Source organism: Spiroplasma endosymbiont of Atherix ibis (genome assembly GCF_964020005.1).
Taxonomy (GTDB): domain Bacteria; phylum Bacillota_I; class Bacilli_A; order Mycoplasmatales; family Mycoplasmataceae; genus Spiroplasma_A.
Genome location: NZ_OZ026474.1, coordinates 722,094 through 745,444 on the forward strand (window position 1 = coordinate 722,094; position 23,351 = coordinate 745,444).

General features: G+C 22.1%; 25 protein-coding genes. 2 read left to right on the forward strand and 23 right to left on the reverse strand.

Annotated features, from left to right (window positions below):
- Nucleotides 1-30: 30 nt before the first annotated feature.
- From AACK92_RS03935 to AACK92_RS04000, 14 genes are all read right to left on the reverse strand, one after another.
- The gene (locus tag AACK92_RS03935) at nucleotides 31-1,374 is read right to left on the reverse strand and encodes a DEAD/DEAH box helicase family protein (RefSeq protein ID WP_339021763.1); all 1,344 of its coding nucleotides are present in this window, start codon (nucleotides 1,372-1,374) and stop codon (nucleotides 31-33) included.
- Between the two features lie 203 nt (nucleotides 1,375-1,577).
- A complete protein-coding gene (locus AACK92_RS03940) occupies nucleotides 1,578-2,135 on the reverse strand; it encodes a hypothetical protein (RefSeq protein WP_339020362.1) in 558 nt (185 codons plus the stop codon).
- A gap of 406 nt (nucleotides 2,136-2,541) precedes the next feature.
- Nucleotides 2,542-2,736: a hypothetical protein gene (locus tag AACK92_RS03945; RefSeq protein WP_339020364.1), complete on the reverse strand. Its 195-nt coding sequence runs from the start codon at nucleotides 2,734-2,736 to the stop codon at nucleotides 2,542-2,544.
- Nucleotides 2,729-3,451: a hypothetical protein gene (locus tag AACK92_RS03950; protein WP_339020366.1), complete on the reverse strand. Its 723-nt coding sequence runs from the start codon at nucleotides 3,449-3,451 to the stop codon at nucleotides 2,729-2,731. The genes AACK92_RS03945 and AACK92_RS03950 overlap by 8 nt, the downstream gene beginning before the upstream one ends.
- A 155-nt stretch (nucleotides 3,452-3,606) precedes the next feature.
- On the reverse strand, nucleotides 3,607-3,957 hold the full coding sequence (locus AACK92_RS03955; protein ID WP_339020368.1) for a dual specificity protein phosphatase family protein: 351 nt from the start codon (nucleotides 3,955-3,957) through the stop codon (nucleotides 3,607-3,609).
- A 1-nt stretch (nucleotide 3,958) separates the two neighbouring features.
- A complete protein-coding gene (locus AACK92_RS03960) occupies nucleotides 3,959-4,504 on the reverse strand; it encodes a PTS transporter subunit EIIB (RefSeq protein WP_339020370.1) in 546 nt (181 codons plus the stop codon).
- Nucleotides 4,505-4,606: 102 nt separating this feature from the next.
- On the reverse strand, nucleotides 4,607-4,774 hold the full coding sequence (locus tag AACK92_RS03965; RefSeq protein WP_339020372.1) for a hypothetical protein: 168 nt from the start codon (nucleotides 4,772-4,774) through the stop codon (nucleotides 4,607-4,609).
- Nucleotides 4,775-4,990: 216 nt separating this feature from the next.
- Nucleotides 4,991-5,608 carry a PTS transporter subunit EIIC gene (locus AACK92_RS03970; RefSeq protein WP_339020374.1) on the reverse strand — a complete coding sequence of 206 codons (618 nt, stop codon included), beginning with the start codon at nucleotides 5,606-5,608 and terminating at the stop codon, nucleotides 4,991-4,993.
- 85 nt (nucleotides 5,609-5,693) lie between these two features.
- Nucleotides 5,694-6,485: a hypothetical protein gene (locus AACK92_RS03975; protein WP_339020376.1), complete on the reverse strand. Its 792-nt coding sequence runs from the start codon at nucleotides 6,483-6,485 to the stop codon at nucleotides 5,694-5,696.
- Between the two features lie 186 nt (nucleotides 6,486-6,671).
- Nucleotides 6,672-7,016 carry a hypothetical protein gene (locus tag AACK92_RS03980; protein WP_339020378.1) on the reverse strand — a complete coding sequence of 115 codons (345 nt, stop codon included), beginning with the start codon at nucleotides 7,014-7,016 and terminating at the stop codon, nucleotides 6,672-6,674.
- Nucleotides 7,017-7,034: 18 nt separating this feature from the next.
- Nucleotides 7,035-7,265: a class I SAM-dependent methyltransferase gene (locus AACK92_RS03985; RefSeq protein WP_339020380.1), complete on the reverse strand. Its 231-nt coding sequence runs from the start codon at nucleotides 7,263-7,265 to the stop codon at nucleotides 7,035-7,037.
- A gap of 509 nt (nucleotides 7,266-7,774) precedes the next feature.
- Nucleotides 7,775-8,638, reverse strand: coding sequence for a hypothetical protein (locus AACK92_RS03990; protein ID WP_339020381.1), 864 nt, complete (start codon nucleotides 8,636-8,638; stop codon nucleotides 7,775-7,777).
- Between the two features lie 114 nt (nucleotides 8,639-8,752).
- The gene (locus AACK92_RS03995; RefSeq protein WP_339020383.1) at nucleotides 8,753-9,367 is read right to left on the reverse strand and encodes a hypothetical protein; all 615 of its coding nucleotides are present in this window, start codon (nucleotides 9,365-9,367) and stop codon (nucleotides 8,753-8,755) included.
- A 12-nt stretch (nucleotides 9,368-9,379) separates the two neighbouring features.
- The gene (locus tag AACK92_RS04000; protein WP_339020385.1) at nucleotides 9,380-9,586 is read right to left on the reverse strand and encodes a hypothetical protein; all 207 of its coding nucleotides are present in this window, start codon (nucleotides 9,584-9,586) and stop codon (nucleotides 9,380-9,382) included.
- Nucleotides 9,587-9,773: 187 nt separating this feature from the next.
- On the opposite strand from AACK92_RS04000, the gene AACK92_RS04005 reads away from it, so the two are divergent.
- On the forward strand, nucleotides 9,774-9,950 hold the full coding sequence (locus AACK92_RS04005; RefSeq protein ID WP_339020386.1) for a transposase: 177 nt from the start codon (nucleotides 9,774-9,776) through the stop codon (nucleotides 9,948-9,950).
- An 848-nt stretch (nucleotides 9,951-10,798) separates the two neighbouring features.
- On the opposite strand, the gene AACK92_RS04010 is transcribed toward AACK92_RS04005, so the two are convergent.
- From AACK92_RS04010 to AACK92_RS04030, 5 genes are all read right to left on the reverse strand, one after another.
- Nucleotides 10,799-11,458, reverse strand: a complete 660-nt coding sequence (locus AACK92_RS04010; protein WP_339020387.1) for a 5'-methylthioadenosine/S-adenosylhomocysteine nucleosidase — start codon at nucleotides 11,456-11,458, stop codon at nucleotides 10,799-10,801.
- On the reverse strand, nucleotides 11,458-12,558 hold the full coding sequence (locus AACK92_RS04015; protein WP_339020388.1) for a nicotinate-nucleotide adenylyltransferase: 1,101 nt from the start codon (nucleotides 12,556-12,558) through the stop codon (nucleotides 11,458-11,460). Before AACK92_RS04015 ends, AACK92_RS04010 begins: the two co-directional genes overlap by 1 nt.
- A gap of 4 nt (nucleotides 12,559-12,562) precedes the next feature.
- Nucleotides 12,563-13,420, reverse strand: coding sequence for an HAD family hydrolase (locus AACK92_RS04020; protein ID WP_339020389.1), 858 nt, complete (start codon nucleotides 13,418-13,420; stop codon nucleotides 12,563-12,565).
- Nucleotides 13,421-14,260: 840 nt separating this feature from the next.
- Nucleotides 14,261-16,546 carry a hypothetical protein gene (locus AACK92_RS04025; RefSeq protein ID WP_339020390.1) on the reverse strand — a complete coding sequence of 762 codons (2,286 nt, stop codon included), beginning with the start codon at nucleotides 16,544-16,546 and terminating at the stop codon, nucleotides 14,261-14,263.
- A 37-nt stretch (nucleotides 16,547-16,583) separates the two neighbouring features.
- A complete protein-coding gene (locus tag AACK92_RS04030; protein ID WP_339020391.1) occupies nucleotides 16,584-17,318 on the reverse strand; it encodes a hypothetical protein in 735 nt (244 codons plus the stop codon).
- A gap of 118 nt (nucleotides 17,319-17,436) precedes the next feature.
- Here AACK92_RS04030 and ispH point away from each other — a divergent pair, with 118 nt between their 5' ends.
- The gene (ispH, locus tag AACK92_RS04035) at nucleotides 17,437-18,321 is read left to right on the forward strand and encodes a 4-hydroxy-3-methylbut-2-enyl diphosphate reductase (RefSeq protein WP_339020392.1); all 885 of its coding nucleotides are present in this window, start codon (nucleotides 17,437-17,439) and stop codon (nucleotides 18,319-18,321) included.
- A gap of 190 nt (nucleotides 18,322-18,511) precedes the next feature.
- Here the strand turns inward: ispH and AACK92_RS04040 are convergent, their stop codons facing one another.
- The 4 genes from AACK92_RS04040 to dnaG are packed head-to-tail and all read right to left on the reverse strand — an operon-like array spanning nucleotide 18,512 to nucleotide 23,342.
- The gene (locus tag AACK92_RS04040; protein WP_339020393.1) at nucleotides 18,512-19,306 is read right to left on the reverse strand and encodes a Nif3-like dinuclear metal center hexameric protein; all 795 of its coding nucleotides are present in this window, start codon (nucleotides 19,304-19,306) and stop codon (nucleotides 18,512-18,514) included.
- On the reverse strand, nucleotides 19,299-19,994 hold the full coding sequence (locus AACK92_RS04045) for a class I SAM-dependent methyltransferase (RefSeq protein ID WP_339020394.1): 696 nt from the start codon (nucleotides 19,992-19,994) through the stop codon (nucleotides 19,299-19,301). Before AACK92_RS04045 ends, AACK92_RS04040 begins: the two co-directional genes overlap by 8 nt.
- A gap of 1 nt (nucleotide 19,995) precedes the next feature.
- Complete coding sequence (locus tag AACK92_RS04050; protein ID WP_339020395.1) at nucleotides 19,996-21,390, reverse strand: sigma-70 family RNA polymerase sigma factor; 1,395 nt, start codon at nucleotides 21,388-21,390, stop codon at nucleotides 19,996-19,998.
- Entirely contained in the window at nucleotides 21,390-23,342 is a 1,953-nt protein-coding gene (gene dnaG, locus AACK92_RS04055; protein ID WP_339020397.1) for a DNA primase, read from the reverse strand. Before dnaG ends, AACK92_RS04050 begins: the two co-directional genes overlap by 1 nt.
- Nucleotides 23,343-23,351: the final 9 nt, after the last annotated feature.

Genomic DNA, 23,351 nt, shown 5'->3' on the forward strand with positions numbered 1-23,351 from the left:
AGCTTCAAGTAATCTTAAATTTGCTGCGTATTAATCATCAAAATAAATATTTACATTTACATTATCAGTTCTTTCTGGAGTTGCAGTTAATCCAAATATTTGTTTAGTGTTTGGAAGTACTAATAAATATATTTCTTTAAATGTATCTGCTTCAACGTGGTGTGCTTCATCAAAAACTACAACATCAAATTTCTTATTTATTAGCTTTTCTTTTCTTCTTATTAAAGTTTCTGTATTTGTAAATATTCAATTTTCTTTTAATATATCAACATTATTATTTCTACTATCATAAAATTCCAAGCCAAAATCATAAATTTCAAGATAATCTCTAAAATCTTTAACAGTTTGATCAAGTATTTCTTTTGAAGGAGCTATATACAATAAACTTGGTTCTTCTTTTTTTCAAAGATTTGCAAGAGCCTCATATGTAAAAATCATGGTTTTAGTTTTACCTGTTCCTGTAGCCATGACAAGTAAGTGTTTATTTTTTCCATTATTCACTCTATTTAAAATATTTTCTACAATGTCTTTTTGATAAGTATATGGATCTATTCCTTTATTTTTTGTATTTAATCTTTCAAACTGAATTGACATATTTTCTTCATTTTCTAATATAGAAACATTAATTTCTTCTAATTTATTATTTTCTAATTTTTGATGCATTATTATTTGTTGAATCTGTTCATTATCTTTTATATCAATTAAATCACTTGATTTAAACAAGTCATCAAATTCTTTTCTATATTCTTCAATAATTTTTTTATCTTTAAATTCACTAATTCTTAAGTTATGTTCTTTTCCAGTTACTAAACCTGTTTTTGTAAAATTACTACTTCCAACATATAAAGAACTAAAGTCATTTTCTCTATTAAATAAATAAGATTTTATATGTAATCTTTTTTCACTTTTTTTAAATATATTTTCTATTTTAACTTGAATTATATTACTATAGTCATTAACTAGTTTTATTAAATCTTCTAAAGCTAAAAATTTTGAAGTACCATCATATGTTGTTGCTATTATTTTTAAGGATTTTATGCTTGAATTATTTTCTAAACTATTTCTTAATATATTTATCATATGATTTGAAATAAAAGGCGAAATTATTTGAATATCATTTGATGTTTCAAATTCCTTATTTAAATTAGATCATAAATTCTTTTTAATAAGTTTATTTGTACTTATCTCTTCTAATCTATTAATTTTAACCTCTTTCTTTACTGCTCTTAATGAAGTTCACTTATCTTCCTTTATTAAATTATTTAAAAATATTATTTTATCTTCTATTGTATTAAAATTAGATAAATTTTCTTTAATATGTCTAGAAAATTGATTTGCTAATCATTCATCATCAATATTTTCTAATTCTCTAATATCATCTTCTTGAAAAAATGGTAGTTATTTTTCTCTAATTAAAAGATCATATATTCCCTTTTTAAATTTTTCCATAAAAAATACCTCTATATAAAAAGTTTAACAGGATTAACTTTTTAAATAAATACATAATAAAAAAAGTAGACAATCTACTTTTTTATTTAAGTTAATTTAAAATGCTTTTATATTTTCTCTTTAATTTTTTATGCTAATAATTCATCTGATTTTGTTAAAAAATCTGAATTTAAATCAAATGCTGTTAAATCAATTTCAGATGAGTATGAATCCTTTTGGTTTTCAACTTCTTTTGAATTTAATAAAAGCATATAACTTTTAATTTCTAAAATAAGGTTTTCTAAATCATTATAAACATCTAATTTTTCACTATCACTTTTATTCATTAAATCTACTTTTTGATTTAATTGATTAATTTTATTTTGCACTAAAATTTTAATTTTCTTATTTTCAAACTCATTTTCAACTTTTTTATCAATAATTGTTAATTGATTTTCTAAATTAAAACTTATATCATTTAAACTATTTTCTAAATTATTTGAACATTCATCTTCTAATGAAAAATCATTTTTTTGTTCTTTTTTAAAATTTGTATTTAAAAAGTTACTTTTATTATTATAAGTATATTTTTTTAAACTATTAATATGCATTACTGCTTGATGAAGATATTTATACTTTGCAATTACAATATTGCCAATTAAATTAATAACAAAAAAATCTTCTTGTATTTTTTTTATAAAACACATAAAATTCCCTCCTTAAATAAGTAAAGTTTCTACTAACCATTGCTATTATATCAAATTACAAAGCAATATCATTTTTAATTTTAATTAGATTAATGAAAATAAAAAAATGTAGAATAATCTACATTTACAACATCTCAATAAAGTTACATTTTATTAAATTTGAACAAATTCAAATTTAATCTTATAATTTACATCTTGAGTTACTTCTCAAAGTTTTTATAATTTCTGTTATAAATTCTTTATTATTAACTGTGATACTTCTCTCTAATAATTATTATCTCAGGATTTAAAAAGTTAATTGAATTGAATACCACTTCTTTAGAAAATTTCACGCTCTTAATTTAAAAGCATTATTATTTTATTCTTTTCTAATAGTTTAAAGTTATTTTTAAATATTTGATCAAAATTAAAAGAAACATCCACAAACTATTATTAATAAACCTGATACAAATAAGATTATAGGAATACTGTCTAAAAAATACTTTACAATACCTTTTTTTATACAGAAATTATTATTTTGTTTTTTCAATAAAAAATATGATAAGAAACCTAAAACTATCAATAATAATCCAAAAAATACATATATTAATATACTAGTCATATATTTTTATTAGCTTACTCATATTTTCGTTGTATTCAAATTCTGAATTATTTATTATGTTTAAAAGGTTTTTATAAAAAATATCAATATTTTCTAATAATAATTTATTATCTAAATTTTTAATTAGAATATTTTTTCCTGTATCTATTTCTTTTATTTCTATATCTAATTTTTTATTTTCACTTAAATCATTAAATAACTTCATTGTTTTAGAAGTATTTAATAAACCATTTTTATTTAAATAAAAGAATCTATTTAAATATCTTAAAATTTTAATTATTCCTAAATCAAAGTAATTTATTATTTTAGAAGTTAAATTAAAGACATTAGTTTCTAAATTTCTAACCTCTAAATAAATTTCTTTGTTAGATATTATTTTAATAAAATCAATAACATCAATTAAATCAATTTTCCCTTTGATATTATTTTCTCTTATACAGTATCTGTTTACAAGATAAGCTTGTTTTATATTTAGTTTCTTTAAAATATAGTCTAAAAGTATATTTAAATCATCAATTGAAGTCACTTGTAAACTTTCAACAGGAACAATAGCTAATAAATTTATATTATCTGATAAATGTTCTTTTGCTTGTTTGCCTATATAAAGTAATTTTTCATTTTTTAAATCTCTTAAAATCATTGAAGATTCTCTATGAATTACTTTTTGATCTTTATAAACTAATATTTCGTTTCAATCAATATCTATATAATGCATTCTAATTCACCTCAGCTTTTTGTTGATAAATCTTTTATTTGATTAAAAGGAAAATTATGTTTTAAAAAACTGTAAACTCCAAAATTTAACTTCATAAAAGAATAAAATTGATCTATATACTTTGTTAAGGCTTTTTGAAAATTATCATTTCTAATTTAACCTTTAATAACTAAATAAACAAATATAACTGATGAGCTTCTAGAAACTCCCAATTGACAGTGAGTATAGATATAATTTTTATTAACATTTTCTTCAATAAATTTAATTGCTGAAGCAAATAAAATATTGTTAAAATCTCTTTCACTGTGAGAATCTAATAAATTTATAGCTAATTTTGTTTTTGTTTTAACAAAATTATCTTTATTACAATACTCTATTTGTTCTTCTTTTTGATTTAGCAATATATCATAATAAATATTGCTTATTTTTAATTGAAAATTAGCATCTACTTTATTTGAAAATTGATCTCCAAGATATAAATTATTTAAAATTTTTTTAAAAGCCATATTAGTCCTCCAATCCTAAATATTCTTTTGCCAATGTTGCAATATTTGTAACTCTACCTCCATAAATAATTTGATATTGATCTGCTATTTGTTTAATTCCAAAAGGATTAGTTTTATTTATAATATCTTCATTAAATTTTGTTTTATCATATAAAGTTACTCTCAATCTTGTAATACAGTTAGTTAAGACTTTTATATTTTCTTTACCATCTAAACCTTTAACAATAATTTCTATTTCTTCTAAATCTTTATTTTTTTGAGTTTTTTCTAAATTCTTATTTTCTATTTTATTTTCATTCTCATTATTTTGTGTTTTTTTAATATCCATACCAATTAAAGCAGCTTTTCCATCTCTTCCTGGTGTATTTAAATTAAAGTATTTAATTGAGAAATAAAATGTAGTAAAATAAACTCCCACCATTATTGGCCCTATTATAAATACACCTCAAACATTTTGAATATTTTTAAAATTTACTCCATTAACAGCAATTCAAGTTATTAAACCACTTCCCCTAGTTGAAACTTGAGCAAAATTGCAAACATACATCAAAAGATATGTAATACCTGTAAATAGTATATGAAGTGCATACAATCAAGGTGCTGTAAATAAAAATGTAAACTCTATTGGTTCAGTTGTTCCGGCTAAAAATTAAGCCATCATTGCTGAAATTATAGAACTTCCAACTATTTTTCTATTAGCTTTTGGAATAATAAAGTATAGAGCAAGTGAAGCTCCCAATAAACTAAACATATTTGTTGGAAATGTTCCATTTATAATTCAAGTATTTTTTGCAGTAATAAATTGATTTGCACCCAATTTAGCAATTGCTACATTATAAATCCCTTCAATAGTTTTTCCTGTTGGATCAATTCATGTTGTTCCAACAGATGTGTAATATAAAAAGTAATTGACAACTTAATGTAATCCAAAAGGAATTAAAGCTCTATTTGCCATTCCATATAAAAATGGCGAAGCAGGACCCATTGATGCCAATCCTTTTACAAATGAAACTAAACCTTTTGAAATATAAATTTAACAAATTCCTAAAGGCATTCCTATAAATCAGGCAACTAAAGTAGAAGCAACGGGTGAAAATATAGGTCCACCAAAGAATGCTAAATATTTTGGAAATTTTAATTTATAAGTATATTTATGAACAATAAATCCGATCAATCCTGCAATCATTCCCCCAAATGCATTATATTGAAAGGACATAACACCAAATATAATTGCTAATCCATTTATTTTTGGACCATCACCAACTAACATTTCAGGATAAATTGAATTAATCATTAAATTAGCTGAAAAGTGCATTGCAGCATATGCCATTAAAACTGAAAGTGCAGCAGCTATTTTTTCAGATTTAGCCAATCCTGCTGCTAATCCAATTGCAACTAAAAAATCTATATTTGTAATTGCTATCATACCAATATTTTTAATAGCATCAGCTATTATTTTGACAGTTCCTTCATAAGTTCCAGCTTGAGTTGCTATTACTTGCATAGCATAGCCTAAAGAGCCAATTAATGCTAATAAAGGAATTACTGTTACTGGAACCAATATTGCTCTTCCAAAAGATTCCATACCACTTCGATTTTTAGATAAACCTTTTTTAAACCTTAATCAATGAACATTATCTATTTCTTTCATTTTTTTCTTACCTCCACATTTATTTAATAATAAATATGAAAAAGTATTTAAAAAGTTTCTTTCCTTTTTTCTTAAAATATCGAAATTATATAAAGTTTTTTGACTTAACGTTTTCAAAAAACTCAATACTATTATTTTCTAATTTTTCAAATAAACTTAATATTAAATTATCCATTAAATACATAACTGTGTATTTTTCAATTATAGGATTTGCTTTTTGATTTATTGAAAAATATTTTTCAACATTCCCATAAATATGAAAATCTATTAATTCTTTTGACAAAAAATTAGAATTTGCTGTCAAAGCACATATAAAATTATGTTCTTTTATAGAATTAATAATATTTAAATATCGATTAACTTTAGAGTTATTTCCAGAAATAGAAATTACAAATATTACAGCATTTTTACTATCAAAATTTTCTTCATTATATAATGAAGAAACTAAAGAGCAGTTAAATCAATATTCTAATAAAGTAAAATAAAAATATTTTGCTAAAATTGCTTTTTTTCCTGTTGAAAAAATAATTACTTTACCTTTATGTTTTGATAATTTATCTGCTACATTTTCTATTAAATCATATTTTAATGTATTACTAGATAATTTTAAGCTGTCTACTAAACTATTGTAAAAATCATTTTTAATATCTTTATTTTTTTTCAAATGATATTGTTTTAATAAATATTCTCTAAATTCTTTAAAACCACTAAATGAAACATTTTGGCAACTTTTAGTTATTAAAGATTCACTAACCTTTAATTGATTTGCAATTTGTTTTATACTCATTGTATCTAAAATATCAATATTGTTAATAATATAATTTATAACTTTTTTCTCACTTAAAGAAATATTTTTATTATCAATTAAATTTTTCATCTCTTTACCTCATTACTTTTAAAAAATTTAATAATATTACTCTATTTATTTTTTAAAAATAAATGTAACTGTTTTTACATTTAAGTTCATTTTACTACCATAATTGATAATAAATATACCATCTTTAAATCCTTTTGATGCTAAAATTTCACAAAATTCTTGTGCTCCATATCAAGATAATTTAAATTATTGAGTTTCTTTTAATTCATTATTTACAAAATAATCTATTTGATTAATTGTATATTGTTCTACTCAATTAATTTCTTTTGATAAATTTTTTACTAAAATATCTTGATTTTCAAAATGATGAGTAAATTCATGCTTTGATCCTGCTTTAAATTCAATGGGAAATATTAAATCAATTATAAGAGTTCCATTATCAGTTAAAGATTGATAAAAGTTATCTAATACTTTTAAAGCTTTTTGTCTTGTTTCTAGCAAATTAAAACTTGCATTAGGCATTATTATATATTCATATGTATTTTTTTCAATATAATTTTCTAAATCATGACAAATTAAATTTGCTTTCAAATTTTCTTTTTTTAAATTTTATTTACAAATATCAATCATTTCTTGTGATTTATCTATTCCTGTAATATCTACTTTATATTTTAAAAGTGGAATAAATAATCTTCCATTTCCAACAACTGCTTCAAGTACTTTTCCCTCTATTGGTAATAGTTTAAACTTGTAAAACTCAAGATCTTTGTCAATACTTGTTCCAGGAGTTTTTGTTACATTATAAATTAAACTACTTATTTTTTTGTAATAATTTTCCATGAAAATTCCTCTACTTTTTAAAATTCTTTTAAAAATAATAATATAAAATAAATGTTAAATTTTATGAACTATATAATTATCTAAAGAATTATATATATTCCTTATTTTTTTTAAAACTTTAACATAAAAATTTAAATTAAAATATTGTGACTATATTTGAATAACTCTAATTTATTCTTGAATGCCTTTTTCAAATTTTTAATAGATATGTTTTTTATAATAATAATATTAAAGAAAAATGTAAATAATCTAATTAACTTATATAATTCATTATATCTTTCAATTCAAATTTAATAATACCTTATAGACACTCATTTAATTTTCTAACTATAATATTTGTTAAAACTTTACCATACAAACTAGTAATTCTTGGTTTATATATAAAGTTTTTTACTACTTTAAAGAAGTTTTTTTGCAAATATCTCTAATTATTTAAAAATAAATTTATAACTTTTAAAGAAAATAAAAAACCAATGTAAATTGGGTCAATAAACAATAATTAAATATTCTTAAAGAATAGCAATTTTATTATATGTATTTATTTCTTCTCTATTAAATTTAAATTTAATTTTAATTACTCCAAATAAATTTAATATCATATAATCAAAATTTTTAAAAGGTTTTTTATCAGATACATTTTTTAATAAGAAAAAAGGATCTAAAGAAAAATTATCTTTTCCTTCTTGAGAAATAAAATTAAATTCAACATCATTTTTTAAATTGTCATCAACATTTTTAATTGAAAAATACACATTCTTTTCTTTTAAATATTTATCAGATATTCCTAATCAATTTAATCTTTCTGACTTTTCAGTATAATATTTTCTACTAAAAGTTGTTAACAAATTATTAATCTCTGAATTTTTTAAATCTGAAAATTGTTTATGATAACTTAAATCTCAAATATTATGATAAGAAACAAATTGTCATTCAAAATATCAATTTGATGAACTATGATGATGATTAGTATAATATAATTCAGTATAAATTTTAAATAATCTTGAGGAGAAATCTACAAGAGATTTATAATTTTCATCTGTTAGTCCATTTATAGAATAAGAAATAGCTAATTTAAAATCAGGCATTTGATGATTATAAGTTAATTCACCAGTTCCTATTTTTATACTAGGTCCAACAAAATCTACATAACCCATTGCTATTGCAAGCTTATAACTATAAGTCTTTTGATATTCAGATATTTCATTTTTATTTAAAAAAGTATTTAAAAAAATATTTTGAACAGTTTTATAATTATCTCTAAATTTTGATCATTTTAAAGCATTAAATTGATCTCTCATTAAAAAATTATTTACATTTTCTTTTAAAGATCTAATCATATCAATAGATTGTTTTTTTTGTTCTGAATTTGCCAAATCGAAAGTTACGATATCTTCATCATTTTTATATAAATTATTTATAACTAAGTAATCCTTATTTTGTTCTACAAAATCATCTGTTTTATAAATACTTTTTTTATCATAACTAATTTACATTGATGGAAACTGTTGTTTAAAATATTTATCATTAATTATTTTTAACAATGAATTATGAAATTCATTATTTTCATTATAATATTTTTTTAACTGAGCATTAGAATTTACATAAGCTTCTGAATTATCTTTACCTTGTTTAATATCACTTCAATTCAAATTTACATACTTTTGCGTTTCTTGTGAAGTAAACATATCTTTTGCAATATTCTTATGCATTGCATCTCCAACTTTTTTAAAAGATTTGCTCTCAGTTGAAGTATACTTCAAAGTTCCTAATTGTTTAAATTTCTCAACATCATTAAGTCCTTTATAGTGAGTTACAACTTTATAGTCCACTATCACATTCCCTATGTAACTACCAGAAACTATTTCCCCTGAATTAATTTTAAAATTATCATTAAAAACCAACTCAACATGTTCAAAAACAGAATCCACCTCATCAAGAATTATTTTATATTTATTTACTTTTTTAAGATCATTTAGCTTCTCTTCTAACAATTTTACTTTAAACAACTTCTCAACATCATTTGTTAATTGTTGTTTATTTTGAATTGTCAACTTATCTTTATTTTCTTGTTTTGTAAACTTCTGAATATTATACTTATTCAAAAACTCATTTCCCTATTCCATACTCTCAAGAACAATCAAATAACCATCTACCTCTTTTTCATAATGCTCTGTTCATATTTTTGTCACATCCTGTTCAAAATCTTGAACTATTTGAGTAATATCTTTTTTAGGTTCTTCTGGAATTTTTTTATCTTCTTTTTTTGTACCACATCCAACTACACTAACAGTTGATGATACAACAACACCTACTGTTGCCAATATACTTAATATTTTTTCATTCTTCCTCCTTTTTTAAGAGCTTTAAAAAAGCAAATAAACAATTCAAATTCATATCAATAATTATAAAAAAAAAAAAAAAAGTTCAATACTTTTTTTAACTATTTTTAATAGAAGGTTCCCCCATTTTAGGAGACACTTTTATATAATAATAGAAAGGAAAAAATATATGGCTAAAAAAGGACAAAAGTTTAGAAAATGAACTCAAGAAGAAAAAGAAAAAATTATTGAATTAAGTTTGAATTGCTATTCTATAAAGGAAATAGCATTAAAATTTAACTCAACTACTGGATCAAAAATTAACAAATACAAAAATACAAAGATAAGTGCTGCAAAATCTTACTAGCCTTATAAAATAGATTACAGCATATCTCAAAAAGCAAATGATTTGTTTGTAGGAATTCTATTTAACTATAATAAAGAAATTAACTAAGGAGAATAATATTTTAAAAAACAATGAACCTACAAGCGCAAACCAAAAAGAATTAAACCAATTATTAATAAATACAAAATATAATAGAATAATAATTTGCAAAATTTTAGATATCAATAGAGCATCAGCATATAAAAAAAATAAAACTTTAATGAATTTCCTCAATAATACAATAATTATAAGTTTAATTATTTCAGAAATTGAAAAAAATAATTTTCTTAGTGCTTATAGTGCTAAAAAATAATCTTTATATTTTAAATTGAACTATATTGACCCTTTTATAATAAATCACAAAAAATAGAACGTATATTTAAAAAAATTAATCATATTACATATTATATTAAGAAACAAGCTAAATATGAAATTAAAAAATATAAAGAGACTATTAGAAAAAATTATCTAAAAGAAGCAAAAAAAATGAGATTTGAAAACATCAATCAATGTCTAAAAATAACATGAGCATGATTAGACTTTTATAATAATGATAGAATTAGAATAAATAAAAATAAAAAAACATTTTCTCTATAGCAGGAATCTAAATTTAATATAGAAATTTTTATTAAAAACTAAAAAAACCAACTTTATGTTGGTTTTAAAAATTAATACTAACCGTGGTTACTGTCAGTTGAACACATTTGACATTCAGCACAGTTATCATCGAAGTCACAAGAACAATTACAGTCTTTACAATCTTTATTACATTCCACGATTACTTCACTTCCTTTCAAATATATTTTATTACTTTTTAAGTAAATATTCTTTTACTTTAAAATTTGCAATAAAATTTCACTAATTTTTATACTACCTTGCTTTAATACTAATTTAAATTGTTCCTCATTGCTTCCACTATCAATATGATCACTTATTACTTTAAGAGCTATTAAAGGTTTTTTAAAAAGATATGCTCCTTGATAAAATCCAAAACTCTCCATATCAAATACTGTAATTGAATTACTTAAAGGTTTTATTATAGTATTTATTTTTTCTTGTGAATTAATAAATACATCACTTGAACAAATATCTACTTTTTTAAAATCTTGAAAAATTTCTAATAACTTTTTATCAGAAGAATAAAATTCTTTCATTCTAGGAATTTGACCCATTTTATAACCAAATCCAGTAGCATCAGCATTACCAAGATAAGAATTTTTAACTACTACTGGTTCTAATAAAAATAAATCTTTACAAAAAGTTCCTACAAGTCCAACATTAATATAAAAATCAATTTGATATTTATGATTAACATAAGAAAAACAACTTGTAGCATTAATTAAACCTATTTTAGAAATTGCTATATAAATATTATCTTTTTGATATATTTCAAAGTATTTATTTTCTAATAATTTAGCATTAAGTTCATTTATTAAACTTTGTGCTTCATCTTTCATAGCAAATAAAATTGCTCAGTTTGCTTTTTTCATTATTTTTCCTCTTTAATTCAATAATTATAAGATTCAATTAATTTGGCACCAATTGATTCTTTTGAATGTTTTTTAATAGCCACTTCATATTGATTTTTAAGCAATTCTTTAAAGCCAGTTAATAAATCTGCTTTAACAAGTGATCTAAAATTCTCTACACCTTCATATTGTCTTTCTATAGAAATTTTATCAGCACAAAATATTATCATATCTAATATGCTCATATTTTTAGATGCTACTGTATGGTTAAAAACAGCAGATATTATTTCTTGATCATCTAAAAGTCAATCATTTTTCAAGTGATATGCTCCTACAAAAGAATGTCATACTGGTTCAGGTTCTTTTAAAAGTTCTTTATTATTTTTTAATAAACATTCTTTCATTTCTTTTTCACTTCAGCGTTTTGCAATATCGTGTAATGTTCCTGCCAATAATGCTTTTTGTAAATCAACATTATTTAAAATAGCCAATTCTAATGCCATTTGACCAACATTTAAAGAGTGAAAATATCTTTTTTCATCCATTTTACTTTCTAATCTTTCATACAAATACATTAATTGATTATTTACATAATCATTTATTTCTTTTATTTGTAAATTTAAATCTTCTAAATTTCTTATTTTTTTTGAACTTAAATAATTATTTTCAAATTCAAAAATTTCTAAATTATACTTTTTAACAATTTTTTGATTAAATTCTTTTGTTCTTAAAAAAACTTTAAAATCAATTTCTTTTATAAGTTCATCAAATTGATCTCACTTTTCAAAATTATCTAATTGATCTGATCCCATAATAAAAGAAAATTTTAAATTAGGATATTTTGCTTTGTAATATTTAACAGTATCATAAGTAAAACTTGAACTATGTTTTGATATCTCATATGTTTCTATTTTTACATAATTTAAATTTTTTGTTGCAATTTTTAACATTTCTAATCTTTGAATAACACTTGAAGATGAAAGTACTTTAAAAGGATTAATATATGCAGGAACAACTCAAACTTCATCAAAATTTAATTTATTTTTACAACTTTTAATTATATTTATGTGATCTGTATGAACAGGATCAAAACTTCCACCAAACAAAGCAACTCTTTTCATTTTTTTATCCCTTACTAATTAGTTCTTTTAAATATTTACCAACACCATTATTATCAATATGATCAATAACTTTTCAAGCTTCTTTTTTTAAATTTTCAACAGCATTTCCAACTGCTATTCCAAATGGCAATTCACTAACCATTTCTATATCATTATTGTTATCTCCTATTACATGAATATTTTTTAAATCAACATTCATAATTTCAGCTCATTTTCTTATACCACTAGCTTTATTTATTCCTTTTGGCATTGCATCAACTAAAATTCTTGATTGAATTATTGTTGAAGGATGATATAAATTTTTAGACTCTAAATATTTTTTTAAGCTTTCAACTTTTACAATTTCTTTTTGAAAATCAAGTGAATACATTAATTTAACTGTTTTATGAACATCATTTTTAACATCTTCAATTAATTCATTATAGTTATTATATAAAATAAATTCTGGCTGATCTTCTTCAAGATAATGACCAGAAATTTTTTTATATGCCTTAACTCTTTCTGCAGTTTTAAGTGCACATAAAGTTGTTGCAGTATATAAAGAAAAACTTAAATCATTTTTTATTGAGTATTGTAATAATTCAATTACTAAATCTTTATTCATTACATGTTCATAGTACACTTCTCAAGTTACAGGATCTGTGATTGCTCCTCCATTTGAACTAATTACAGGTAAAGTTACATTTAATTGTTTAATGTAATACTTCATATTTTGAAATGCTCTTCCTGTGACAATAAAGAATTTATTATTTGATTCTTTTTGATAATTATTTATATCATTAACTGTTTCTTCTAATATTTCAAAGTCATTGTTTTTAACAACAGTTCCATCTAAATCGCTTCCAATATAAGGTAATTTCATAATCTTATATCCTCCAAAAATGATTCTACAATATAATAAAAAAATAACCATAGTCAATTAATTAAAATAACTATTTTTAAGAATAAAACTTGATATAAACTTTTCTAATGTTAATATTTTTAAAATAAAGAAAAATCATTCTAAATTTTTGAATTTATATTTTTTTATAATCTTTTAATAAACAATTTTCACAATAGTTTTTAACTCTATTTAATTGAGTTATTAGCATATAATTAGAATTATTTTCACATGTTTCACATTTATTTTTATTTGCAATTTTTACATTTAATTCTTTAATTGCACACTATTTACAAATTAAAGTGATAACATTTAGTTTACTTATTTTCTTAAAATCAGCTTTATTTTTGCAATTAATACATATAAGTTCTTTCATTATTATCATCTCTTTTCTAATAAATTAATTATATTTTAAATATCTCTAAAGAAATTTATTTTTTAGTAAATTTCTTAAAAAATAACTAAAAAATTTGATTTTTTAGTTATTTTTTGATATATTTAATATTGTCCTTTTGGACACGACTATGATAATTAAAAAATCTAAACAGATTACATCAATTGTCTGTTATTTGATTTTTTAATTAATATAATATCCTTTCTTTCGATTTAGGCCACTTATATTTATCATAGTCCATAAGTGGTCTTATTACTCATTCATATCTTTTTAATTATTAGCAAATCAATTACATATGCGAAAGCATGATTAATAATATAAAAAAATGCACTTTATAAAGTGCATTTTTTTGTACTATTAATTAATCGTAAACAGTTTAATAGATTATAATTATATTTCTATCTTTCTTTTTAATCTTTTAAGTTTATCTACAAATATTGATTATAATCTGGATTTTTTTTATTTTTAGAAACATTTTTTTCTCAATATTTTATTAATAAATCCTTTCATTTATCAGATATTGCAATTCTATAATTAAATTGATTATATGATTTTTTACTACTTTTTCATCATTTATTAATATTTTCAATATCTTGATCTATAGATTTTCCAAAAGTATTAACAGTACCTGCAAAAATATATTGAGTTTGAGAATAATTTCACAAAGTCTCAATTCCTTGTACAAAAACATTTTCTCTTATTGTAGAATTAATTCACTCTTTATAATCATTTGTTATTAAATTTATTTGTTTGTTTTTAAGTAGCTCATAAAATGCAATATCATCATCTGCTTTTGCAAAATTAGTATATAAATTAATACTTTTTTTTGAAAAATCCAAACTTACATTTTTAGTGTGAATTTCAAGCTCATCACTATTTTTTGCTTTTTCAAATACTTCATGTAATTTATAATTTGAATATTTATTAATTAAAGCTGCTAAATGATAAATTCTTCATGACTCAGCAACTGCTTGATCACTATTTTTTGAACCTAATTCCATAGCTTCTTTTAATTTTTCTAGCATTATTGCTTCTAAATTAGCTTGGTTTAGAATGCTAGATGTTGAATCAAAACCAAATATATCTAATTCTAAACTTTCATTTGGCAATAGTGATTGATATTTATTTAAAACATTATAAGTTTCTATATTATAAGCTTTATTCATTAATCTTTGACTTAAAAAAACATTTCTAAATCCTTTATCTGCAATATACTCATCTTCTGCTCTAGAATCATCAGGAGAATATCATTGTTTTTCACTTCCATCAACTGGAGTTACTTTTGATCAATAATGAACTTTAAATTTATATGAAGAATCATAGCCAAAATCTAAATAATCTGAGAATTTTACTAAAGCTAAATTTCCTTGTTCATTAGTTTTATATAAATTAGCATTTAATCATCCTGTAAAAAAAGCATACTGTCCAGATTCTGGATTATCTTTTTCTCTTGAATCTTCTATGATAGCTCTAAAAGAATTAAAAAATTCATCTTTATTTACTGATACAAATTCATTATTTTCTGATTGTAATGTATCTATCATATTTGCAAATTTTTTTAATAATTGATTATCAATTCATGAATTTTCTTGTGTTATTCTTTTAATATTTTGTTCTAATTTTAGTATCATAGATTTAATAATTAAATCAGCTTCTATTAATTGTTCTTTTATAAAAACTGGATTTCCATTGCTATCTATAAGATTTCTTCTGTCAATTGAATTTTTAAGCATAACAGCATAAATTTGATTTTTAACAATATTTTCTACTTGTGTACTGCTCATTCCTTCACTTAAAAAAATAGGATTATCCAATAGATATTGATTTAAAATAGATTCAATTTCTTTTTGAGAATTTTGTAAAACCATATTTGCAAAATCTAAGTTAATTACAGTATTATTAATAAAATCAGTTGCACTTGGTGAATAATTAAAAAAGCCTGTAGGTAATTTTGAAGATTCTTTTGAAAGAAGCTTTTCAAGTTTAAATAAACTTGAAGAATTTGCATATCCTTGATAAATCATACCTTTATTTGGATTTTTTTCATCTAAGAATGAATCTTGTGAATTTGGAATATAAGATGTATCATCACCTAAATGAATTGCCTCTTCATTTGAATCTTTAGGTTGTACTTCTCCATCCTTGTTTGACTTAAGTTTTCTGTTTATATTAACTCTAGCATAAACTGGATCTTCTATTCCATTTCATCCCAACAATTCTTCATTTAAAAAAGTAACTGATAAAGATCAATTGCTATCTTTTTTAGTCATTCAACCACTTACATTATTAAAAAGTGCTAAACTTGTATTTTCATCTTTTACTAAATCTTTTATTGCTCACTGTGATTGTCATGATAATTTATTTGCAATTCATTCATATCCCGGTACTTTTGAAGAAATTTCATTTAAAAACTGATTAGACATTATATAAACACCTAAAGTTTTTTTAAGTACTGCTCCATTTGGACTTTTATTAATTAGTTCTGTTAAACCAATTGCTTCTACTACTTTATCAATATTTTCATCAGTCATTAAAGAATTAATACGAACTCCATTTTTTACAAGCTGATCTTCTGTTAAATTGTATATTGATACTATTTTTTCTTGATCAGTATGACTAAGTGACATGTCAAGACCACCATTACAAGCAATAACAGTTGATGAAGAAACTATTGTTAAACTAAGCACACCTAAAAACGAACATAATTTTTTCATATCTTAACATTCCTTTCAAATTTATTTTATTATACTATTATTTTTTACTATTTGTTTTTTTACTTTTTTTACTTTCTAATTTTTGAAGTTTTAATTCACGTTTTTTTTCTTTTTGTATCATTCTTCAGCGTTTAAATGATTCAATAAGTTTTTGAATTTGTTTTCCAATTCAACAAAGTCCCATTCAAATAATTCAAAATAAGATAATTGTTGCAAAAAGACAACCTATTGCATAATATACAATTGCACTTGCTCCTGCAATTCTTTCTGCAAAATTATTACTAAAAGCTCCTGGAACTGCTTTGTATGTTTGATGTGGAAGTATTCCTCCCCCATTAATATAAGTTAAAAGTCCTGGAATTATTAAAAATAAAATTGCTATTCCTGAAAAGTGAATAAAAGTTGTTCAATATAAATATTTATCTTTTGGTACATTAATAAATTTATCACTTAATTTTTCTTGAATAAATCAATTTGCAAATGTGAAATACAATATTGGAATAATTGGAATAATTGGAAGGCAACCAATAACTGTTGCTGCAAAAATGAAACCTTGTGCTGAATTTGGCTCTATTCGAGATTCTCAAAATAAAAAATATAGTCCTTTAATTCAATAGTAAAATCCACCATTTTTATGGGGCACTGCATAAGAAAGACTTAACATAATTATTTGAAAAATAAATAAACTCACAATTATAAATATCATTCAAAAAATTTTATACAATCTTTTATATGGTTTTAATTTTATTAAGAAATTACTAAATTTTTTCATATTTTTGCTCCATAATAATATTTTAAAGGAAAATATTGTTTATAAATTAAGAAAAAGTAAAAAAGATAATATTTATTTACTAATTTTAAATAGTAGAATAAATAGTGTGAGGTGCTTTATGAATGTTTTAAAAGTAACTCCAAGAGGTTTTTGTCTTGGAGTAGTAAAATCAATAAAAATGGCAAAAGATGCAATTAAAATGTATCCTGAAAAGAAAATTTACATGATAGGTCTTTTAGTCCACAATAAAATAATTGTAAAAGAATTAGAAGAGCTTGGAATAATTGCTATTGATGATTGAAAAAAATCACGTTTAGATATAATAAAAACAATTCCTAAAGGAAGTGTTGTTATTTTTTCAGCTCACGGAACAGATCCTAAAGTTATCAACTTAGCTCAAAAATTAGAATTAATAATTGTAGATACAAAATGTGAATGAGTTTTGGAAACAGAAGAAGTTATTCAAAAATATCTAAATTTACAATATGATATTGTTTTTATTGGAAAACACTATCATCCAGAAACAATTGCTTTAACTAGTTTAGATGAGCAAAAAATTCACTTAGTAACTAATTTAGAAGAAGTAGAAAATTTAAATATTGTAAATACAAATATTTTTATAACAAATCAAACAACTCTTTCAATAATTGATATAGATTTAATATACAAAAAAGTAAAAGAAAAATATCCTAATGTAGTTTATAAAAATGATATCTGTGAAGCAACTCTTGTAAGACAACAAGCTGTATTAGATTTGAATCCCAAAGAAGTTGATTTATTGTATGTAGTTGGAGATGAAAGAAGTAATAATACTTTAAAATTAGTTGAATTAGCTGAAAATAAAGGTATTAAAACTATTAGAATAAATAGAAAAGAAGAAATAAATTTAGATGACTTAAAAAATATAAATAAGGTAGCTGTTACTGCTGGAGCATCTACTTCAAGTGTTATTCAAAACCAGTTCATTAAATATTTAGAAGAATTAAAAAATGAAATCAATTAAATAATTTCATTTTTTAATTCTTCTTTTACTTTAATTACGGTATCTAATTTAGTTTCTTATTTTATTCTACTATATTCATATTTAGCAATTAAAAATAAAATATCACAAAAAAATAGCTGCTAAAAAAGAAATAATTATACTAAATATTAAAACAATTTTCTTTTTTTAAATAATATTTTACCAGATATTTTTAATAAATTATAAATGTATTTTTAATATCAAATGCACTAATTTTAACTTCATTTCCAAATGTTTTTAATAATTTGCTTCTTAAATCATCAATAAAATGATTTTCCATATAATGACCAAGAGTTAACATATCCATATTATTTTGATCAGCATAAAGTCACTCATTTCATTTTGCCTCTCCTGTTACAAAAAAAGTATTTTGTAACTTTAATTCCATCATAGTTGATGCTCCACTACCAGAAGTTAAATAAATTTTATCAATTTCTTTTTCTAAATTAAAGTTTCTTGTTAATAGTGCTTGTTGTTTGCCAAATATAAACTTTAATTTTTCAATTGTTTCTTTTAAAGTAAATGATCTTAATAATTTAATTTTGTAACCTTCATTAAATAGACCAACTTTATCTACACTTTTAACATTTAATTGTGTTTCAATTAAATCAACAATATTTTGTTTATCACTATTATCATAATTTGTATGTATTGAAAAAATTTGAATTTCGTTTTTTATACACATATCATAAATTTCTTTTTTTGCTAAATTTTTCATTTCAACTTCAAAATCCATAAACAAAAATGGATGTCTACTTATAATAAAATTTGATTTTTTTTCAATTGCATATTTAACAACTTCTTTTGTAACATCAAGACAAATAACTATATGTTCTATTTCATCTTGACTTTCCAAGTTGTAAACTTCTTCTAATTGAAAACCAACTTTATCTCATTCAGCTGCACTTTTTTGTGGAAACATATCATTTAAATAATTAGTTAAAGCATTTGCTTTGATTTTATTCATTTATTAAAGTTCTCCTTTTTAAAAGTTTACTAATTTCTTTTTTTCGCTTTAAAGTAACTTTATATTTTTTATCTTTTTTAGGAATTTGTTGTAATAGTTTAAAAAGTTTTTGTTCTTCTTCTAATCATTTTTGTAGAAATACTTTATTTTTTTTATCTTTAATTAATAATGGACCAAATAAAATATCCTTTTTATTTTTTATTTTAGTTCCTGCAAATTTATTTATTTTAATAATTTCATAAATAATTTTATTATCTTCAACAATTAATTCTTTTTCTACAAAATACTTTTTGTCTTTAGTTCATTTTCTAATTGGTTCTAAATTTGTATTTGAAGCAATAATATAAGAATAAATATTCTCATTATCTTTTTTAAGAATATCCAAAATAGAAGCTGAACCCATTCCTGCTATAATACAAGAATCTAATTTTATTTTATTTAATATTGTTCATTCAATACCATCTGCAAGTATTGTTTCAACTTTATCAGCAACACCAAAAGAAGTTAAATTATTTTTTGCTACTTTAAGTGGGCCTAATGCTACATCAGTTGCATATATTTTCTTTGCTTTGCCATCTTTGGCCAAATAAATAGAAAGATATGCATGATCAGTTCCAATATCTGCAACTACTTCACCTTCTGTTATTAAACTAGCAAGTGAAAATAATCGTGGAGTAAGAAAACTCAATTTATCCTTTAAAGAAATCTTTTAAAGCTTTTGCTTTAGGATTTGATGCAGATGGTTTAAATTTTCTAATTGTTTTTGCTTCAATTTGTCTAATTCTTTCTCTTGTAACTTTTAATTCTTTACCTACTTCTTCTAAAGTTTTTGGAGAATCATATTTTGCAAGATGAAATTGAATAACAGGATTGTTGTATTTTTGAATTTTTTCAATTGATGTGTCATAGTGAATATCTAAATCTGCAATTACTTGTTTTAATTGTTCACAGTTTTCATCTTCACAATCTTCTGCAAGTCTAACTAAAGTTCTTAGTTTAGTTGGCAATATGCCAAATCTCATTCTTACAACTTTTTCTTCTCTTGGAGCTAAAATATCATTAAATACTTGATCAATAACTTCTCTTAAAGCTTCTTTTTCTGCGTACTCATCTGGAGAAGAAATATCTTTATCTTCAACAAAATCTCCAAAATGTGTATCATCTTCATCACCAAATGGTTTTTCCAAACTAACTGGTTCAATAGATAATTTCTTAATTTCAATAACTTTTTGTGAAGTGATTCCTTTTCCAAAAGTTTTTGCAATTTCTTTTGATGTAGGTTCTCTTCCTAATTCCTGAGTAAGTTGTCTTTCGATTCTTGTAAGTTTATTGATAGTTTCAACCATATGAACTGGAATACGAATTGTTCTTGCTTGATCGGCAATAGCTCTAGTTATAGCTTGACGAATTCATCATGTTGCATAAGTTGAAAATTTAAATCCCTTTTTATAGTCGAATTTATCAACAGCTTTCATTAAACCAATATTTCCTTCTTCAATTAAATCAGCAAAATCTAAACCTCTATTTAAATGTTTTCTAGCAACTGAAATAACAAGTTTTAAATTAGAAGTAATTAATTTATCTCTTCCTTCTTTTGCTATTTCTGGATCTAAATCTTCTAGCATTTTTGCATATTCAACTTCTTCATCTTTAGTTAAAATTTTTGAAGAACCTATTTGATTAAAATATGATTTAATAATATCTTGAATTTTAGTTTCATTACTAATTCCACCCACTCTATATTTAACAGGTGTATTATTTTCATTTGCTTTTTTTAGATCTTTTCTTTCTTTATCTCTTTTTCTAAATTCTCCTTCAAGTTCATCAGCATCATCATCTATTTCTTCATCTATCTCATCTTCATCATCATCTTCATCGATAAAATCATCTGTAAAAACTACATCTCTTTTAGCAAGTTCATCAAAAAGTAAACTTACTTCATCTTCATCAATATCTTGAAATTTTTTAAAAATAACTTCTTGAATTTCTTCTTGAGCTATTTCATTGTCATTTTTATCTAAATAATTTCAAAGATATTCTTTAAAATCTTCTATTGTTTCAAATTTTTTTAAATTTAGTGCCATTATATTTTTCTCCTTTTTTCATAAATTTTGTTTCTATCTTTTAATAACTGCTCTATATGTTCTGCAAATTGAATTTTAAGTTCTGGATCTTTTGTTAAATTTATTTTTTCATTATAAGTTTTTATTTCATCTTCAATATTGTAAAGTTCTATTGCATCAAAACAATCCTCTACACCTTTTTTTGATAAAGTTTTTTGCATTGAAGAAAAATGCCTATTTTTAATTTCATATATATATTCACAATATTTAGGGCCAAATTCTTTTAAGTCATTTGCTATTTGTTCTCAATTATGACCAAAATACTTATTTTCTTTATAATGATTAATTATAAATTTTAGTATTTTTTTGACCCCTACAGATTCAATAATATTAATTTTTTTTAATAATTCTTCTTTTAAAGAATCATTTTCCAATAAATTTCAAATTAAAGCTGCTTCAGCAAAATTTTTTGAACTTTTACTATTAATATTTTTATATTTAGTTTCTTCAATTTTTTCTTTTTTAATTGTATCATATGCATACTCTGGAATTTCAAAGTTAGAAGTTTCTTCTTCAACATAACTGTTCATCATTCTATTTATATAATCTTCATTATTAATAAAATTATTTTTATAATGTTCATTTAAATTAGGTTTATCTAATTTAAATGATGAAGGTTTTATTTTTTCTTTTTCTTGATTAAAAATATTTCTAATTATATTTTTTTCAAGTTTAGTGATTTCAGATAAATTTAGTATTGTAGAATCTATTATACTTTCGTTGGATTCAAATTTTAAAATTGAAACAACTTTATCAATGAATTCACTAACTTTAATTGAATTTTTTGTATCAAGATCTTTTGAAAAATATCTTGTTGCAAAATTTGCTGGATGAATAGAATTTTCAATCATTTGATTGATTAAATTCTTTTCTCCTAATTTAACAAGTTCATCAGGATCCTTTCCTGTATTGTTTTCAATTACAGTTACATCTATTTTTTTTTCAAGTAGAAATTGAGATATTTTTAAAGCAGCATTAACTCCTGCTTTATCTCCATCCAAGAATAATTTGTATCGCTTAGCAACTCTTGAAAAAAGTCTTATATGATAATCACTTAAACTTGTTCCCATAATAGCTACAGTATTTTTTATATCAATAGATTCCAAACTTATTACGTCCATAAAACCTTCTAAAATAATAATTTCATTTTTTATTCTAGCTTCTTTTTTTGCACAATCAAAATTATAAGCTAATTGTGATTTTTTAAAAATTAAGTTTTCACTACTATTTTTATATTTTGGACTTTCATTTGAATCGATCACTCTTCCAGAAAATCCAATTATATTTCCATCTTCATCTGTAATTGGAAATATTAATCTATTTTCAAAAGCACAATTATAATCAATTCCATTTTTATAAACTACTCCTGATTCAAAGATATTTTCTTGAGAAAAATCAAGTTTAATTAAATAATCATAAATTTTTACTTTATTAGGACAAAAACCAATTTTAAATTTCTTAATTTCTGCATTAGTTATTTTTCTTTCTTTTAAGTAATTTCTTGCTTTAGCTGATAAAGAAGAAATTAATAAACCATTAAAAAATTCTGATGCTGCTTTATTAATATCAAATAAAATACTTTCTTTTGAATTATATTTAGGCTTATCATCAAAATCCTTTAAACCTTCAATTTTAATTTTGAAATCTTTTGCAATTAATGATAATGCTTTAAAAAATGTTATATTGTTAAATTCTTGAACAAATGTAATAAGATTTCCACCTGTTCCACAGACAAAACATTTAAATATTTTTTTATCTGGAGATACATTTAGTGAAGGATCTGAATCATCATGGAAAGGACAAATAGAAACATAATTTCTTCCTTTCTTTTGAAGATCAATATATTTGCCAATAACATCAACAATATTGGCTTTATTTAAAACTAAATCAATTTGCTGTTGTGAGATTGACAAATTATCCCT